Raw genomic sequence first — 15,140 nt, forward strand, 5'->3', positions numbered from 1 at the left:
TTAAAGGGGTACCAAGGTATTCCAATGCCGGAAGCAAGCTAAAAAAACGCCCCTTGCGAAGCGTTAAAACGGATCGGGATCAAATTGCTATCCTTTCGGTGCGGGCGCGGTGGCCGAGTGCCGCGAGGCAGCGCGCGATGGCGTCTCCGAGACCGGGCAGCCGGATGCCCTTGCTGCTCCGCAGGGCGCTTTGCTTCGGACGTTGCGCGGGCCAGCGCAGGAGGCGGTGCGGCACGGCTTCCACCTGGTTTTCGTCGTAGCCGGCACGCCGGGCTATCTGGCGGGCAAACTGCGCCCAGCTTACCGCATTGCGGTTGGCAACATGGCAGATGCCCTGCTCGCCGTCGAGCAGCAGGTCGAGTGCGGCGTGCACGAGGTCGGGCACATAGGTGGGCGTAACCACAAGGTCGCCGGCGGCGCGAACCCGGCGACCTTCTTCAAGATCGCGGAGCACAGCTGCCAGGAAATTGTGTTCGTCCCAGGGACCGAAAAACGCGCTCGTACGGATGACCACCGCGCCGGGGTTTGCGGCAAGCACACCTTGCTCCGCCTGCATCTTGCTGCGCCCGTAGGCATTGAGGGGCGCGGGCCGATCCGACTCCACATAGGGCTTCCGCTTGTTGCCATCAAAAACGAGGTCGGAAGAAAAAGTAAGGTAGCGCAGCGCTCTTTCTGCACAAACCGCAGCGAGCAGGATCGCGCCGTCGGCATTTACATGCCGGCAGGCATCCTCGTCCCGCTCGGCACCGTCGACGTTCACATAACCCGCGGCGTTCACCACACCCCAGGGGTCATGCTTGTCAAATGCTTTATGGATCGAAGCAGGATCGGTGAGATCGAGCTCGTAGCGTCCCAACAAAACAAAGTGAATATGGCGCTCCCTGCAGATGTGGCTGAAGGCGTTGCCGAGGGTGCCGGTCTTGCCGAGGATCATCAGCGGCCGGCAGCCCGGAGCTTTGGAGGAGCGGCTGATCGGCACGACGGGCGCACCGCCATAGATCAAACGATCCTTTCGTTCCCACCAGCCCTCGCCGGCCAGCACCGGGTGGGCACAATCCTGCAGGCTGGTCAGCTCGCGGATGTAGGCTGCCAGCGCCGTTGGCCGTGGCGCGCCGCCGCTGAGACTGAACACACCCGGCTCGTAAACGCCCTTCGGTTTCGTTACCAGACGATTCCAGCCGTAAAGTCCAAACAGGGCCCATGCGGTGATGCCGCGGATATCCACATCTTCCTCGTTCAGGCGGTTCACCGTCTTCCACATCGAATGAAACCAGCGCAGCTGGTCTTCGCGGCGGCTGTGCAGGTGGCACTCGGTGATCGCCATCGGCAGGCGCAGCCGCTCCCAGGCTTCGCACAGCAACTGGTAAGGACCGCATTGCCTGCCATTCATCGGCGCATGTACGGTGTGGATATCGGCATAGCGGTGCCTGCCGTTTCCTCCCCGGTAGTTTTTTGGATAGCGTCCGAAGTCCTCATCGAGATAACGCTCCGAGGTGAGGTAATAGTTGAAGCCGGCAATATCGGGCACGCAGGGATTATCGATGAACCATTGCAGGTCGGCTTCGGGGATGCCGTTCTGCAGCATAAAGCGGTACATCGGCTTTTCCGGCCCGAGTGTTCCGCAAAGCAATTCGTAGGATAGCCAGCGGCGCTCGTTCTCAAAGTCGGCCTGGTACTGCAGCAGCGGGGTGCTGTGGCACTTACCAAGGTCTTCGGTCTGCACCAGCTTCGCCTGCGGATTCACCGCGCGTATTTCGCGCATTGCGAGCACCGTGGCCTTGCATTCGCTCAGCAGGATGCGGAAGAACGTATTGTAGTCGCGCCCATGCGGGTACCAGTGCCCGTAAAGACCGCAAAAACGCGCGGTGGTGAGCGGCTCGTTCACCGGCGTGTAGTGATCGATCCAGGGAAAGCGTTCGGCTACCTGGCGGGCGTAGCGGGCGAGCCCCTGCTCGAAAGAGCCGTCGAAAAAATTGATGCAGGCAGGGCCGCTGCCGTGGTGCACCAGGCCGGCGATGGGCGTGATACCCAGCGCGCGCATCCGGCCCAGGGTGCCGTCAACGAACGACCAGTCGGGCACGCCAGCAGCGCCCGGCAGGTGCCGCTCCCACAACACGGGGTAGCGCAGCGTGCGGATGCCGAGGCCGGCTACGCGATCGATATCGGCTACCCCACGCGTGTAGTGTCCGGCATATTCAGCCTGATCGAAGTATTGGTCGCCAACGCGGTTGATGGTACATTCCATACCGCCCCATATTGCCACGGGTGATTTCAAATTCATAGGGTCGCTTTCGTGAAGGCCCGGGGGCCAATAGCTCCTGCCGAGTACGACCGGCAGAAGCCGCCTTCCTTCCACCGTATAAATACGGTCGGCGGACAGGTACAAGCGGGAGACTTCACTCCCGCCCCTATTGATCAAACAAGGAGCCAAAGTAGGATATTATTCCACATCCAGGCCGGGCGCAGTTATCCACAAGGCAAACCTACACCACCGTGCATAGCCGCGCTTCCGCTACCCTGCGATGCAGGACCGGCGGGCTTTACAAGGCTCGGGGAGCGCGGAAACCGACAAAAAATTTTCCATACCCAGACAAATTATGCATAACTACCTTATGTATATTCGCTCCATGAGCACGAATAACCCCTTGTTCAAAGGGTCGCTGACGACGATCATCCTCAAGCTGCTGAGCGAGGGGGACCGCATGTATGGCTACGAGATCACCCGCAGGGTGAAGGAGCTGAGCAGCGGCGGCCTCCAGCTTACCGAAGGCGCCCTGTACCCGGCCCTGCACCGGCTTGAGGCCGACGGCCTTGTTGAAGTGAGCATGGAATACGTTGGAAACCGGCCACGCAAATACTACCGGCTTACCCAGCACGGAAAAAAAGAAACGAAGAGCCGCATCGCCGAGGTGGAAGCCTTTATCGGGCAATTGCAGCTGTTGCTCAACCTGAATCCCGGACTCCGTTAACCTAACCGCATATGGAACTTAGCAAGGAACAAATCGAACGACTTTTCCAGTTTACGAAAAAGAAATACGTTCATTGGTACGACCTGCAGGCCGAGCTGGTAGACCACCTGGCCACCCGTATTGAAGAAGAGCAGGTACAGAACCCGGCACTTGATTTCGAGCGGGCGCTGGCAAAAGTGTATGACGGCTTCGGCATTTTCGGGTTCGCGCATATCGTTCAGCAAAAGTCGGCGCAACTAGAGCGCTCCTCGCGGCGGCTGTGGTGGAGAAGCTTCCGCGAGTTTTTCGGTTGGCCGAAAATCGTATTGCTGGCGGCCTCGCTGTGGTTGCTCTGGCAGTTGGCCCACCAGTTTCCCGGCATTTTCACCTTTGGTGGCTTCGTGGTAGCATTCCTCGTTTCGGAAATACAGCTCTGGCGCTACCGCCTTGCCCTGCGCAAGGCTAGCCGGCCACTGCTGCTGCTCGAGCTGAGCCCGCTGCGTTATACCTCAGGGTTTTTCTTTTTCCAGTTTATTGAGAGCGCCAGTAAAGTGCACCCGACGGGCCTGTTTGTCTTCGGCGTCATCAGCCTCCTGTGCGTGCTGATCAATATTGCATCGTACCGCGCGCACAAGCGGGTGCAGGCGGAGGCGGAAGCGCTCTACCCCGAGGCCTTTGCAAAGGCTTGGTAAGGCAGATTATTCTCCGGGAACCAAGAACTACCAGATAATCTCCCAGCGGCCGTCGGCGTCTTTGGTGTACGACATGCCATTGCTCATCTCATGCATTTCGTGTCCCGACTTCGGGTCGATGCCGGCGCGGATCTCGTACACCCGTACGCCGTTGTTTTCCCGGGTCAGGTAGACCACCAATGCATTGAGCGTGGGTTGTACGTCGTGCAGCCACTGCTCGTCGCCCTCTTTTACAAATGCCTGGCTCATTATTCGGGTTTGTGGTAGCGGTGAAAAAAGTGTGCCTGTTTAAGCCACAAACGTGAATCGTGAATCCTTGCGGCACGACGAGTCTGGCCTCTATTACCTTACTGAGTTCAACTTTTCACGGCTCACGACAACGGTTCCGGTGGCGGCACCGGCGCGGGGCCGCCGGCAGGCTTTGATTTGTCTTCGGGCAGCGGCACAAACTCGTGGTTATCGTTGGGTGGCAGCATGATGCGCCCTTCTTTCCAGTCCGACTTCGCCTGCTCGATCCGCTCGCGGCGCGAATGGACGAAGTTCCACCAGATAAAGCGGTCGCCCACGGGCTCCCCACCCAGCAGCATCAGCGTTGCCGGTGTGTGGGCTACGATCAGCGGATCGACGCCGCGTGTGAATACCAGCATCTGGCCTTCGTGGTAAAACTGCCCGCCGACCTCAATGCTTCCCTTGGCTACATAAGCGGCCCGCTCGCTGTGCTCGGGTGGCAGGCCAAAACGCCCGCCGGCTTCAAGCACTACGTGGAGGTAAAACAGCGGCGAATGCGTACGCACCCCGTTGCGCAGGCCATAGGCGTCGCCGGCGATCAGGCGCATCCAGAAGCCCTTCTCTTCGAAAATGGGCAGCTCACCGGGCTTGTAGTTGAAGAAGGTGGGCGCATCTTCCTCGCTGGCTTCCGGCAGTGCCACCCAGGTCTGTATCATCTCCAGGTTGCCACCGGCAAGGGCCGCGGGATCTTCGAAGCGCTCGGAGTGCGCGATACCGCGCCCGGCAGTCATCCAGTTCACTTCGCCGGGACGGATCACCTGCTCCACGCCAAGCGAGTCGCGGTGCGTCACCTGTCCGCCGAAGAGGTAAGAAACCGTTGACAGGCCGATATGCGGATGGGGCAGCACGTCGAGTGATGAAATTGCTTCGGGCGCTTCCTTAACGGGACCGGCGTGATCCATAAAGATGAAGGGTCCTACCATGCGGCGGGAGCGGAACGGGAGGATGCGCCGAACATCCAGGTGTTCGCTGATGGCGGCGTGGCGGGCATCGATGACGAGGTCGAGCATATATTGATTGATTAAAATGCGGCCTCATAAAGTTAGCGCGAAGCCAGAGGCGCTGAAACGCCTATGCCAGCAGTCGCAGCCACTCCTCACGGGTAAATGATGGCATGAAAGCGCTGTCACTTTTTACCAGCTGGCTACCGAGCGCACGCTTCTCTTCCTGCAGCTTCATCATCTTTTCCTCGATGGTGTCGGGACAGATGAGGCGCAGGGCCACCACTTTTTTCGTTTGCCCGATGCGGTGCGCGCGGTCGATGGCCTGCTGCTCCACGGCAGGGTTCCACCAGGGATCAACGAGGTATACGTAATCGGCCTCGGTGAGGTTGAGCCCCGTGCCACCGGCTTTGAGCGATACGAGAAACACCTGCACACCGGGCTCCCCGCGGAAACGCCGGACGGCTCCTTCGCGGTCGCGGGTGGCGCCGGTAAGCCAGGAATAACCAATGCCGCGGGCGTCGAACTCTTTGCGGATAAGCGCGAGCATCGAAACGAACTGCGAGAACACGAGCACCTTGTGGCCGGCGGCGCTGTTTTCAAGATGGTCGAGCAATTGCGCGATCTTGGAAGAAGCGTCACCTTCCACATCCTCATCACCCGAAAGCAGGGGCGAGTTGCAGATAAGGCGCAGCTTTGTAAGTCCGCGCAGCACATGCATGGGATGGTTCTCCAGTTCCTCCGAAGGCATTCCTTCAAGCCATGCCTTGAATTCGGCGGCACAGGCGTCGTATTGCCGCCGTTGCGCTTCACCCATGGGACAATGGAGCACCATTTCGGTACGCTCGGGCAGCTCGGCGGCCACCTGCTCCTTGGTGCGCCGCAGCACAAAGGGCGCAATGCGTTGCTGCAGGTCGGCCGCGCGGCGGCTGTCCTTGAACTGATCGATGGGAATCGAAAACAACGCGCGGAAAGCCCGTGGCGTTCCGAGCAGTCCCGGGCAGGCAATGGAGAGCTGCGCATACAGGTCGAGCGAGCGGTTCTCGAAGGGAGTGCCCGTCAGCGTGAAGCGGTTGCGCGCCCGGATGCGGCTCACCATTTCATAGCGCAGCGAAGAAGGGTTCTTGATGTTTTGCGCCTCGTCGAGCAGCAGCAGGTTGAACTCCTGCTGTTGCAACCACTGGCTGTCGGACAGCAAGGTGCCATAGGTGGTCAGCACCAGGTCGTAATCACCGAGCCGGCGCAGCACGCCGGCACGGCCCGTGCCGTGCAGCACCACTACCTGCAGGCCTGGTGCAAAGCGAGCGCACTCTTCCTTCCAATTAAATAACAGCGAGGTGGGCATCACCACCAGCGAGGGGCCGCTTCGTCCCAGTTCTTTTTGCAGCAGCAACAACGCAATGGCCTGCACGGTCTTGCCCAGGCCCATATCGTCGGCGAGGCAGCCGCCAAAGTTTTGATTATCCAGGAACGCGAGCCAGTCGAAACCTTCCTTCTGGTAATGCCGGAGGTCAGCGTGCAAAGCTGCGGGGACGGGCGTTGGCGGGACTGCACCGCTGCGTAAAAGGGTCGATTCAAAAAACGAAACTTCGTGGCGTGTCGCCTCATCGAGCTCCTCATCGCGGAACAACTCACGAACTGTTTTAAAAGCGGTCTTGGGAAGACGCAGCTCTTCACCTGTAGCTTCAGCAGCGCCGAACCAGGAGGCGAAGCGTTCGATCCACTCCTCCGGTAATACACCCAGCGAGCCGTCGCCGAGCGCCACGTAACGCTCCTTGTTGCGTACCGCGCGGCGCAGCGCCTGCAGGCCTGCTTTCTGCCTGCCATAGCGCAGCCCGATGATGGCATTGAACCAGTTAATGCCGCTGCGCACCTGCACGGAGAGCTGCGGCCGCGCCGCATTGAGCTTGTTTCCTTTCAGCTCGCTGAAGCCCAGCACCGCGATGCCTTCCGCCTGCCATTGAGCTACCGCGTCGAGAAACCAATGCTCGTCGAGAAAGCGTTTGCGGTGCAGGTAGAAATACGGGAGGTCGCCATCCACCTGTTCGACAAAATGCGGGTGCTGTCGCAGCAGCAGTGCGGTGAAGTCGCGTTCGGCGCTGCTGTCGCGCTGCAGCTGGAGCAGGCCTCCCTTCGCATCGGGCGCATAGACCGAGCGACGCGAGCGCACCGGCACCTCGGTAACGCCATATTTCATTACAGGCGTGATCAGCACATAGGGTCCGAGGGCGGAGAGATAAATCAGCCGCTCCGGAACGGTATAAAGACCGGTGTCGCGCGCGTCGTCGGCGGCGAGGGTACGCGCAAAAGCGTAGACTACTGTTATCCGCTCCTCCAGCTTCACCAGCAGATCGCGTCGAAACTGCTCAAAATCGGCGGGTCGTAGGCGCATGCCCGAAGGGTACTGACCAAAGAAACGCACCGCCTTCAGCAGGTGAAAATTCGCGGGCAGGTACCAGGATTCGCCCCGCCGGACAAAATACTGGTACTGTAGATCTACGGAGGTCATAATTGTGACCACACCGCCGATCTCGAGGGAAGGCCGGAGGTCATAAAAGCCCTCCTCTTTTGTCACCAGCAGGGTCAAATCGTGGAGCACGCCACCCTTGCTCACCGGGCGCAGGGAGCCGGCTACGACTTTTTCAGAAAACTCCGGATCGTGCCACCAGAAGCTCCAGCGGAGCGGGTTGTGCCACACCACGTGCAGCGCCTCCAGGTCGGCCGGGCCGGCAAGCGCCGTGGAGTTGTTCTGGAAACGGCTTACCGCTGCATAAAAGCGCAGTTCGTCCGGATCCGTGGCCTGCAGCACCGCCTCCAGCGGGTCGATGGGCGTCAGCGGGTTTTTCAGCTTGCCTTCTTTCGTAAGCGGCGCTTCATACAGCTCGATACTGAGCTTCTTGTGAAAACGGTAATGCCGCAGCACGATGATCCGTTCTCCCGCAGCAGTTGTGGCGGGAAGGCGTGGTGTTTCAGCGTGGAGCAGGAGTTCCTGCAGGTCTTTGATCGGCAGCATGAGCGGGAGGCAAGCTACTGAATTTCGAACTGAGGAAGCGTTTCTCCCGCAGAGGGCGCGGGGCGATTCGCAGAGGACACAAGGCTAACTCTTCGTTTACAGTTTTTATTAGACTGTCCTTTAGGTAATAATATGCTCGATACAATCGAGGCGTGAGCTCACGGAGTTTGCACGCCTTCGGCGTGCCGGTTTCTGAATGAGATAATTGCAATTACTACCGGATCAGGTCTACAGCGCCGCTGATTTGCTGAGCGGTGTCGGCGATACGGATCAAATAATAATACGTGCCGGTGGGCAAAGGCTTACCGTTGAGGGTTCCGGCCCAAGGAGAATAGCTGTCGCGGTATTGCTGCAGCGGCTGGCCCCAGCGCGTAAAGAGATCGACCGTATAATTACGGTAGGCGGCCAGCGCGGGTATCTCCCAGCGGTCGTTGACGCCGTCGCCGTTCGGCGTAAAGACGTTGGGCACCTCCACGCGGCGGAAAACCCGCACCCGCATGGAGTCGCGGTCGGTACCGCAGCCGTTGAGAGAGGTCACACTCAGCACGTACAGGGTATCAATTTCCGGGCGGGCGATTGTTTGCAGCGCTGTACTGTTGTTCAGAAAATATGCCGGCGACCACTGCACGGTGTATGCAGTGTTTCCGGTTACGCTTCCCTCCAGCGGCAGCGGGTCGCCGAGGAAAATAACACGGTCGGGGCCCGCCTCGGCGCGGGCGGGCCGGCGCACGTTCACTTGCACCCAGGCCGTATCGGTGCAGCCTTCGGTGTTCCGCACCAGCACCTGGTAGCGCAGCGAATCAGCCGGGCTGGCAAGCGGGCTGGCAGCGAGGGCGTTATCCAGCCCTGTTGCCGGCGACCATTGGTAGGAGCTTCCGCCGGCTGCCTGCAGCGCTACCGGCGTACCGGCACAGGTGTTTACCGTATCTCTTGCCACGGCGGCATCGGGCCGCGGAAGCACCACCACCGTGGTGGCGCCCGTCCAGGAGCAGCCCGCGGCGTCGGTGGCGCGGAGGCTGTAGCTGGTGCTGCCGGCATCGCCTAATACGCCCGTGCTGGCAATACCGTTGCCCGCGGTAAAGCCACCCGGCCCCGACCAGGAATAGGTAACCGCGCCGGTGGCGCTGAGGGTGGCCGAAGTGCCGGCGCATACGGGACCGTTGTTTGTGATGTCAAGGGCTGGCCGTCCGGCCACTACGATCACGAGGGGCGCCGAAGCCACGGTGCAGGAAGCCGTACCCCAATTGGCGCCTTCGGCTACGGTAAGACGATAGCGGTACGTTCCCGGCGGCGCTGTTGCCGCCACTGCCACGCTCAGCGTTTGCGCCGTAGCGCCGGGTAGGTCGGTCCAGGCGCCGCTGTCGCGGCTCAGCTGCCACTGGAAGCGCGGCGACACATAGCCCGCCGACAGGCCTACAAAAAGGTCAAAGGCGGCGGCTGTTCCCGCGCATACCGTTTTCTGCGTGCCCGGCGAGCCGGTAAAGCCCGGCGTGAGCAGGGGGCCACAGGGACGGAAGGTGATATCGTCGAGCAGCAGGTCGTTGCCGCAGCCTCCGGGCGCATTGTTGGTCATCCGCACCACCACGTTGGCCACGGTGGCCGTGGTCGTAAAAAAGAAGCCGTATTGCTTCCACTCGGGCGCGCCGGTGGGTGGAATGTTGCCGGTGTTGTAGGTACCCAGCACAGTACCGTCCGTGCGTTCGATGCGGAAGGTGATATTAGGCTGGATGGGCGTGCCGTTGCAGCCGTTGGTGCGGCTGATATTAAGAACCCAGGCGGCAAACTCGTACGTGGTGCCGCTGCAGAGACCGCGTACGGTGTCTACATAAAAATCGCCGGGATTATTGCTGGCGTTCACTACCATAAAGTATCCGCCCGGATCGCCGGTATGATCGGAAGCCACGGTGTGCCAGGTGTTGCCCCAGCAGCCGGTGGAGCTGTTGCGTACGGTGTAGCTGCCGTCGCCGGGACAGTCGTTGGCCTGGTAGGAGTAGCCGAGCGCGGCGGAGGAAAGCTGCGGACCGGGATTGGCGCCGGCGCCGAAAGTGCTGCGCACGATGGGGTCGCCGAGGGAGCCGGTGCAGAGCTGCGCGCGGCCGATAAATGCCACAGCCCAGGTAAGAACAAAAAGAAGCAGGTGCTTCATAGATCGAAACGTGTTTTTGGGGCGCAGCAGACGGCAGTAAAGATAGGTTTTCCGCGAAAGCACAGCTAACCGGCACCCAGCATTTTACAAACCGGCTTTCACCGGAATCCCGTGGTGAAAAAAAGTACCCGGATTGGTGAACTCAACTGCAATCAGATCCAGGAACAGAAGAGCAGAAAATAAAGGCCCCACTTTAAAAGAAAAAGCCGCAAATGGTTGTACCTAAAGCAAATGAAAACCGCCTGAAAATCTAAAAACAGAAAGTGCCCGGGGATCGGCATCATGGCTCTTTTTTTGTTAATGGTATCTTAACAACTCTCCCCTGCTTATTTTCTCCCCCTCCTTCTTATCGGTGAATAGCTAAACGAATCGAAGTCCAAACCATCCTGTGCCTGCCGCCAGCAGGTGAGCTATTCAACACCGTCAGCTTTGTAAAACCGCATTGCGCTAACCTATAATACCTGCGGCCGGCATGTTCTCCGACAAAAGAATTTTCTTATGCAAAAACCGCTGTGCGCTTTTCAGACGCATGCTGCAAGCGCTGCTCCCGGCATCCATTATCCTGCATCATAAATCACGGCGTCCCGCCATGGCAATGGTACGTCCGTATTTCTACAAGCCGGGGCTCAAGACCCTTTCGCTTGCGTACTGCCTTTTCCCGGCTGCGACCCTGCTGGCACAATGTCCCGGCATCGGCACGCAGCCGGCGGCGGTGCGGGCCTGCTACGGCGGCGCGGCCACTTTCGAGGCCGGGATCACCCCCAGTGGCAGCACCGTGCATTACCAGTGGCAGCGCCGGGCGCCCAACGGAAGCTTCAGCGATATCGCGGGCGCCTCGGGCACCACCAGCTCCTCCCCCATTCCGCTCAACCTTTCCTCGGTGGGAGGCGGCAGCAACGTGGATCAAAGTGAGTACCGCCTGATCATCAGCGACGACAACGGCTGTGCCGACACCTCGGCGGCGGCTACACTCCGCGTAAATGAGATCACCGGGATGTCGCCGCAAAATACCTCCGTCACCATTTGCGCCGGCACCAGCCAGAGCTTCGGCGTGAGCACCGACGGCAACGTAACGGGCTACCAGTGGCTGCTCAACGGCAACCCGATCAATGGAGAAACGGGCGCCACCATCAACGTCACCAATGCGGCGGCCAACGATGCCGGTGCCTACAGCGTACGGGTCACGTTTTCAGCAACCGGCGGCAGCTGTACCCTTACGAGCCCGGTGCGCAACCTGAGCGTAGTTTCCGGCACCGCCACGATCTCCGGCCCCACCAGCGTCTGCGCCAACAGCAGCGGCTCGGTGTTTACCACCGAATCCGGCAACAACAGCTACAACTGGACTGTGAACGGCGGCACGATCAGCGCCGGCAGCGGCAGCAATTCGATCACGGTCAACTGGGGCGCGGCCGGCAGCGGCAGCGTTTCGGTCAGCTACCTGGCCCCGCCGGATAACTGTCCCGCCACCGACACGTATCCCGTCACCATCAAGGCAAATCCGAACGTAACGGTTGCCACACCGCCGGAGATCTGCGCCGGCGGCAGTGTCACACTCACCGCGAGCGGTGCCAGCACCTACAGCTGGAGCCCGTCCACGGATCTTTCTTCGACCACGGGCAGCAGCGTCACCGCCGACCCGACAACGACCACCACCTATACCGTGACCGGCACCGGCGCCAATGGCTGCACGGATAATGCAACGGTGACGGTAACCGTCAACCCGAAGCCGACAGTGACGGCAAGCGCTGCTTCATCAACGATCTGCAGCGGCTCGGGCACCACCCTGACAGCAGGCGGCGCGGCAACCTATACCTGGTCGCCCTCTACGGGCCTTTCGGGCACCACGGGCGCATCGGTAACGGCGAGCCCCTCAGCAACGACCACGTATACCGTCACCGGCACCAGCAGCGATGGATGCAGCAGTACGAAAACGGTGACTGTAACGGTAAGTCAGGGAGCGAATATTTCGGTGTCGCCGTCGTCGCCGGATATCTGTGCCGGGGAAAACGTGGCCTTGACCGCCGGTGGCGCGAGCTCCTATACCTGGTCGCCCGCCACCGGGCTTTCCGCCACATCGGGAGCGACGGTTACGGCGAGCCCGTCGGCGACTACCACGTACACTGTTACCGGGACGGATGCTTCGGGTTGTACGGGCACGGAAACCGTGACAGTCACCGTCCACCAGAAACCGTCCGTGACCGTTTCGGCCGATGCCGCAATCTGCGCCGGCGCCAGCAAGACACTGACGGCGGGTGGCGCTTCCACCTACAGCTGGAGTCCGTCTACGGGTCTTTCAGCAACAAGCGGAGCTTCGGTGACCGCAAGCCCTTCTGCTACCACGACGTACACCGTTACGGGCACCGATGCCAACGGCTGTACCAACACGGCTACAGTGACCGTCACCGTTAACCAAAATCCGGTTGTAACCGCCAGCGCATCGCCCAGTGCGATCTGCGGCGGGGGCAGCTCGACGCTGACCGCCAGCGGGGCGATTACCTATACGTGGTCACCAGCCACGGGTCTTTCGGCCACCACCGGCGCCACGGTAACGGCCAACCCGGCCAGCACCACTACGTACACAGCAACAGGCACCGATGCCAACGGCTGTTCCAAAAAGGGGCTGGTCACGCTTACTGTCACCCCCAAGCCCACGGTGACCGTGTCACCCGCTGTAGCAATCTGCAGCGGCAGCGGTACCACGCTGACAGCCGGCGGTGCATCCACCTACAGCTGGAGTCCTTCAACGGGGCTATCATCGGCCAGCGGCGCTTCTGTTACGGCAAGTCCTACGGCTACCACTACGTATACCGTCACCGGGACGGACGGCAACGGGTGCACAAACACGGCAAGTGTTACGGTGACGGTCAACCAGAAGCCGACGATAACAGTATCACCGTCAAGCCCCACAGCCTGCGACGGGCAAGCAGTCACGCTCACGGCAGCCGGCGCGGCCACCTATTCCTGGAGCCCGGCAACGGGGCTTTCAGGGACTACCGGCGCGAGTGTATCGGCCAATCCGTCCAGCGCAACAACATATACGGTAACCGGCACCACTGCAGGCTGCAGCAATACGGCAACGGTAAGCGTTTCTGTCGGATCAAAGCCAGTATTGAGCCGGCAGCCACCCGCAGATACAGTAGGTTGCCAGGGAAGCCCGCTTACACTGGTAAGTATTGCTTCCGGCACGCCGGCACCGACGGTGCAATGGCAGGTGAGCAGCGACGGTGGTGCTACCTGGTCGAATGTAAGTGGAGCCACGAGCCCCAACTACAGTTTCAACGCATCGCCAAGCCAGGACGGAAAGATGTACCGCGTAGTGTATACCAACAGCTGCGGACAAGCCGCATCCGCGGGCGTCACCCTGCACATCGGCGCACCCATCAACCTGGGCACGCATCCTGCATCGCAGGTAGGGTGCAACGGATCCGGAACGGTGAGCTTTACCGCTTCCGGCAACGGAGGCAACGGCACCGTATTTATGTCATGGCAATACAGCGCCGACGGGATCAACTGGGTAGACATACCCAATACGACAACATCATCGGCAATCGGGAATTATTCGACGACTTACAGTTTGACTCCGGGCGTCGGAAGTGGCGGCTATTACCGGGCAAAGTTCACCAACAACCGATGCGCGGAGAGTTTTTCCAACATGGCGCAACTAACGGTTCAGAACGTCCCCGCGGCTCCCGCCACGGCACCGGTAACGTATTGCCAGGGAGCCACCGCAGTGCCACTTACAGCAACGGCCAGCAATGGCAATACCCTGCTTTGATATACGGCGCCAACGGGCGGCACCGGAAGCACAACGGCCCCGACGCCGTCGACCACCACGGTTGGCAGCACAACGTATTATGTGAGCCAGGTGGCCAACCCGGGCAACTGCACCAGCCCGCGGGCATCGCTTACAGTAACGGTGACTGCAAAGCCGGCCGCGCCGACCGTGACGACGCCGGTAACCTATTGCCAGGGAGCGGCGACGGTGCCGCTGACGGCAACCGCATTGGCCGGCAACACGTTGCTCTGGTATACAACGGCTACCGGCGGCACCGGATCCGCCACCGCACCAACGCCCTCGTCTGCAACGGTGGGCTCAACCACCTATTACGTGAGCCAGGTGAGCGGTAATGGCTGCGAAAGCCCGCGTGCCTCGATCGTGGTGACCACCAACGCGATCCCCGTGGCAACGGCACCTGCCAACCAGACGGTATGTGCCGGCAGCAGCACAACGGCGGTAACGTTCAGCGGCACACCGGCAACGGGTGTGGTATATAACTGGACCAACGACAACACGGCCATCGGGCTCGCCGCGAGCGGCACGGGAAATATCGCGTCTTTCTTAGCAACCAATACCGGCACGTCACCGATCACCGCTACGATCACCGTGACACCGACGCTCACCACCAACGGCGTCAGCTGCCCGGGGGCTCCGAAGACCTTTACCATCACGGTGAACCCGAAGACCGCGATCGTGACGCCGCCGCAGAACGTATCGGTTTGCGAGGGCGGCAATGCGACGTTTACCGTGACGGCATCGGGCACCGGGCCGCTTACGTACGAGTGGTTCGCTTTCGGCCCTACCGGCACCGCCAACACGCCTGCCGGCAGTGGCACCAACACGCTCACCCTATCGAATGTAAGCACCTCGATGAATGGCAACCGCTACCGGGTGGTTGTTACCGGCCCCTGCGGTGCGGTGACCTATGACTTCGCGGTGATAACGGTGAATGCGCCAGCAGTCTGCGCCAATGCATTGCCGGCAACAATTTCGGCGGTGGTGGCACCTGCCGGTACTTATACTTATGCATGGACCGTGCCTTCGGGCGCGGCGGCGGCGGGCAATGTGAGCAGCTTCCAAACCTCGACGGCTGGTACGTATTCGGTGACCGTTACCAACAGCAACAATTGCACAAACACGGGCTCGGCCAACCTGGTGATCAACCCCAACCCGACCGTTACGGTGAATACGCCGGCGCCGATCTGCAGCGGTGGCAGCGCGACGCTTACCGCGGGTGGAGCAAGCACCTATGCCTGGAGCCCGGCCCCGGGGCTGTCGGCAACTACGGGCTCGCCGGTAACGGCAAGTCTGACGGCGACAACGACTTATACGGT

General features: G+C 60.7%; 9 protein-coding genes. 4 read left to right on the forward strand and 5 right to left on the reverse strand.

What is annotated here, in order from left to right; genetic code table 11:
* Positions 1-79 precede the first annotated feature (79 nt).
* Positions 80-2,245: a family 1 glycosylhydrolase gene (locus tag EPD60_RS03990; RefSeq protein ID WP_243647753.1), complete on the reverse strand. Its 2,166-nt coding sequence runs from the start codon at positions 2,243-2,245 to the stop codon at positions 80-82.
* A gap of 382 nt (positions 2,246-2,627) precedes the next feature.
* Between EPD60_RS03990 and EPD60_RS03995 the strand changes: the two genes are divergently transcribed.
* Both EPD60_RS03995 and EPD60_RS04000 read left to right on the forward strand, forming a co-directional pair.
* Positions 2,628-2,969: a PadR family transcriptional regulator gene (locus tag EPD60_RS03995; protein ID WP_131447087.1), complete on the forward strand. Its 342-nt coding sequence runs from the start codon at positions 2,628-2,630 to the stop codon at positions 2,967-2,969.
* An 11-nt stretch (positions 2,970-2,980) separates the two neighbouring features.
* Positions 2,981-3,640, forward strand: a complete 660-nt coding sequence (locus tag EPD60_RS04000) for a hypothetical protein (RefSeq protein WP_131447089.1) — start codon at positions 2,981-2,983, stop codon at positions 3,638-3,640.
* A gap of 27 nt (positions 3,641-3,667) precedes the next feature.
* On the opposite strand, the gene EPD60_RS04005 is transcribed toward EPD60_RS04000, so the two are convergent.
* From EPD60_RS04005 to EPD60_RS04020, 4 genes are all read right to left on the reverse strand, one after another.
* Complete coding sequence (locus tag EPD60_RS04005) at positions 3,668-3,889, reverse strand: hypothetical protein (protein ID WP_131447091.1); 222 nt, start codon at positions 3,887-3,889, stop codon at positions 3,668-3,670.
* A 122-nt stretch (positions 3,890-4,011) separates the two neighbouring features.
* Entirely contained in the window at positions 4,012-4,938 is a 927-nt protein-coding gene (locus EPD60_RS04010; protein ID WP_131447093.1) for a pirin family protein, read from the reverse strand.
* A 61-nt stretch (positions 4,939-4,999) separates the two neighbouring features.
* Positions 5,000-7,882, reverse strand: coding sequence for a DEAD/DEAH box helicase (locus EPD60_RS04015; protein ID WP_131447095.1), 2,883 nt, complete (start codon positions 7,880-7,882; stop codon positions 5,000-5,002).
* A 214-nt stretch (positions 7,883-8,096) separates the two neighbouring features.
* On the reverse strand, positions 8,097-10,028 hold the full coding sequence (locus EPD60_RS04020) for a T9SS type B sorting domain-containing protein (RefSeq protein WP_131447097.1): 1,932 nt from the start codon (positions 10,026-10,028) through the stop codon (positions 8,097-8,099).
* A 529-nt stretch (positions 10,029-10,557) separates the two neighbouring features.
* Here EPD60_RS04020 and EPD60_RS04025 point away from each other — a divergent pair.
* Together EPD60_RS04025 and EPD60_RS04030 are read left to right on the forward strand one after the other, a co-directional pair.
* Positions 10,558-13,803, forward strand: coding sequence for a beta strand repeat-containing protein (locus tag EPD60_RS04025; protein ID WP_131447099.1), 3,246 nt, complete (start codon positions 10,558-10,560; stop codon positions 13,801-13,803).
* Between the two features lie 81 nt (positions 13,804-13,884).
* A partial coding sequence (locus EPD60_RS04030; protein ID WP_165871399.1) for an immunoglobulin domain-containing protein occupies positions 13,885-15,140 on the forward strand: 1,256 nt, incomplete at its 3' end.

It is taken from the genome of Flaviaestuariibacter flavus, assembly GCF_004337505.1.
GTDB lineage: Bacteria > Bacteroidota > Bacteroidia > Chitinophagales > Chitinophagaceae > Flavisolibacter > Flavisolibacter flavus.